This is a genomic window from Microbacterium sp. Leaf351 (assembly GCF_001423825.1).
GTDB lineage: Bacteria > Actinomycetota > Actinomycetes > Actinomycetales > Microbacteriaceae > Microbacterium > Microbacterium ginsengisoli.
The window spans coordinates 65,679-68,668 of sequence record NZ_LMPK01000002.1 but is presented as its reverse complement, the minus strand read 5'-3'; the positions used below and the strand labels follow the sequence as shown (position 1 = coordinate 68,668).

The following is a 2,990-nucleotide window of genomic DNA, read 5'->3' as shown; positions in this document are numbered from 1 at the left end:
CCCCCACGCCCTTTCGGGCACTGGCACCTGAAGCCAGCGCGTCTGCCTATTCCGCCACTCGCGCGTTCGGAGAGGATGCCGAGGCATCCGCCCACTCAACCTCCCGAGGATATCACGGGGCCGCGGCCGGCACGCACCTCGAGACGCGTTGTTCACGGCTCCTCCAGGGTGTGCAACTACGATGAAGCAACCCGTCGGCCTGCCTGAGGAGTCACGTGGGACTACTAGACAGCTTCGAGAAAGGTCTCGAGCGCGCCGTCAACGGCGCCTTCGCGAAGACCTTTCGCAGCGGTATCGAGCCCGTCGACATCGCGTCGGCGTTGCGCAGCGACATGGACAAGAAGGCCGCGATCGTCTCGCGTGAGCGCATCCTGGCTCCGAACGCCTTCGTCGTGCATCTGGCCACGTCCGACGAGGAGCGCATGAGTGCGCTCGGCACCCCGCTGCAGGCGGAGCTGCGCGAGGTCATCACGACCCACGCCCGCACGCAGGGCTACACGCTTCCGTCCGCGCTGACGATCTCGCTCGTCTCCGACGACCGCCTCTCCACCGGCACACTGCGGGTCGAGTCGCAGATCGCCGAGGGTCGCGTCTCCTGGCAGGCGGTCGTGGATGTCGCGGGTCGCCGATACCCGATCGCCGGTGCCCGCACGGTCATCGGCCGTGGATCGGATGCCGACATCACGATCTCCGACGCGGGAGCCAGCCGCACGCACGCCGAGATCCTGTGGGACGGCGAACGCGCCATGGTGCGCGACCTCGGGTCGACGAACGGCACGAAGCTCGCCGGCCGCAAGATCTCCGAGGCGGCACTGCCGAGCGACGCCACCATCTCGATCGGCAACACCAACCTCGTCTTCCGCGTGATCGCATCGACCGAGGCGCCCCGGCGCCCGGCACCCGCGGCGGCCGACGATACGACGCGCGCGTTCGATGTACGCGGCGACAACTGGGGGAGTCCGCTGTCATGAGCGATGTGAGCGAGCTCACACTTCTGCTGCTGCGGATCGGCTTCCTGCTGATCCTGTGGTTCTTCGTGTTCGCCGTCATCTACTCGCTGCGCGCCGACCTGTTCGGCGTACGAGTGCGCAAACTCCCCGACGCCGGGGCCGCATCCGGGCCGGTGCGTGCGGCCGCCCCCGCCGCCGCCGCCACCGCGGCGACCGCCGCCCCCCTCGTCGCCGGCACCGGACCGACCCTCGCGACCTCGCCCACCTCCGCGGCCCGCGCCTCGGCGAAGAAGGGCGGGAAGGCGACATCCGAGAACGCCCATCGCATCGTGATCACGAGCGGGCCCAAGGCCGGACTCGAGCTGACGCTCGGCACCGAGCCACTGACGATCGGGCGCTCCAGCGAGTCCGGTCTCGTCATCCGCGACGACTACACCTCGAGCCACCACGCACGCCTGCTGCTGTGGGGCGAGCAGTGGATGATCCAGGACCTCGACTCGACCAACGGCACGTGGCACGACGGCGACCGCGTCAGCTCACCCGTGCCGGTTCTGCTCGGCGCGCCGATCAAGGTGGGCGCCACGACCTTCGAGCTGCGGGACTGATCGCGCCCGATGGTCTTCCAGGGATCGAGCACAGCGCTCTCGCACACCGGCAAGGTGCGATCGAACAACCAGGACTCCGGCTACGCCGGGTCGAACCTGTTCGTCGTCGCCGACGGGATGGGCGGCCATGCCGGCGGGGATGTCGCGTCGAGCATCGCGGTCGACCGGCTCGAGGAGCTCGACCGCCCGTTCGGCTCGTCGCTCGACGCCGAGCGCGCGCTGCAGGAGACGATCCATGAGACGGCGACCGACCTGATCGACACGGTCGCCACCCGCCCGGAGCTCGCCGGCATGGGCACCACCGTCAGTGCGATCGTGATGGTCGACGACTATGCCGTGATCGCCCACATCGGCGACTCGCGCATCTATCTCTTCCGCGACGGCGCGCTCACCCAGATCACGACCGACCACACCTTCGTGCAGCGTCTGGTGGACTCCGGGCGGATCACGCCGGAGGAGGCGCGCTACCACCCGCGCCGCTCGGTGCTGATGCGGGTGCTCGGCGACATGGACCCCGACCCCGAGGTCGACTCGTTCATCATGCCCACCCGCCCGGGCGACCGGTGGCTGCTGTGCTCCGACGGGCTCTCCGGCGTCGTCGACGACACGCACACGGCGAAGGCGCTCGCGGCGGGCCACGCACCCGCCCGCACCGCCGACATGCTCCTCAAGCAGGCCCTCGACGCGGGTGCCCCCGACAACGTGACCATCGTCATCGTCGACGTCGGGGGGCAGCATCCGGTCTTCTCCGGCACGCCGACGATCGTGGGCTCCGCCTCGAACCCGACGGGCGTCGTCGTCACCGCCGCCCGTCCCGGCCGATCGTCCTGGCTGCACCCGGTGCGGCAGGCCGCGAACGAGCCGACGCACTTCGAGCCGCAGCCGCAGTTCCTCGAAGAGCTCATCGAAGAGGACCGGCGGCGCGCGCGACGCCGGCGGATCTCCTGGATCGTGGGTCTGGTCATCGTCATCGCGCTCATCGCGGCCGCGCTCGCGGGCGCGTACGCCTGGACGCAGACGCGCTACTACGTCGGCGCCGACAACGACACGGTGGTGATCTACCGCGGCATCCAGGCGAATATCGGACCTATCCACCTGTCCGAGCTCTACCAGGACACCGGCATCACGCTCGACTCCCTCGCGCCGTTCGACCGTGCCACGGTGACGGCGACGATCTCCGCCGGCTCCCTCGCCGAGGCGCAGAGCATCGTGGAGCGCATCACTCCCCAGAAGGGATCCGGCGGATGACGACCACCCCGGCCGACGCGCCGATCCAGGCCGACACCGCGGTGCTGCGCGCCCTGCGCCGCATCCGCTCGCCGCAGACCCTGCGCAACCGGGAGCTGGGGCTGCTGATCTTCGCGTGCCTCATCTCCGCAGCCGCGATCGTGCTCGTGCAGCTCGGCGCACTCGGTCAGGTGGATGTCACGATCCT

3 protein-coding genes and 1 pseudogene are annotated in these 2,990 nt (G+C 69.9%); all 4 read left to right on the top strand.

The window, feature by feature from the left end:
• Nucleotides 1-215 precede the first annotated feature (215 nt).
• Nucleotides 216-971 carry an FhaA domain-containing protein gene (locus ASG00_RS00820; RefSeq protein ID WP_056206161.1) on the top strand — a complete coding sequence of 252 codons (756 nt, stop codon included), beginning with the start codon at nucleotides 216-218 and terminating at the stop codon, nucleotides 969-971.
• Nucleotides 972-976: 5 nt separating this feature from the next.
• Nucleotides 977-1,555, top strand: coding sequence for an FHA domain-containing protein FhaB/FipA (locus ASG00_RS00815; protein ID WP_056206302.1), 579 nt, complete (start codon nucleotides 977-979; stop codon nucleotides 1,553-1,555).
• Nucleotides 1,556-1,564: 9 nt separating this feature from the next.
• Nucleotides 1,565-2,803: a Stp1/IreP family PP2C-type Ser/Thr phosphatase gene (locus ASG00_RS00810; RefSeq protein WP_045247929.1), complete on the top strand. Its 1,239-nt coding sequence runs from the start codon at nucleotides 1,565-1,567 to the stop codon at nucleotides 2,801-2,803.
• Nucleotides 2,800-2,990, top strand: a pseudogene (locus ASG00_RS16105) (cell division protein FtsW); the annotation flags it as partial. The gene ASG00_RS00810 and the pseudogene ASG00_RS16105, both read left to right, overlap by 4 nt.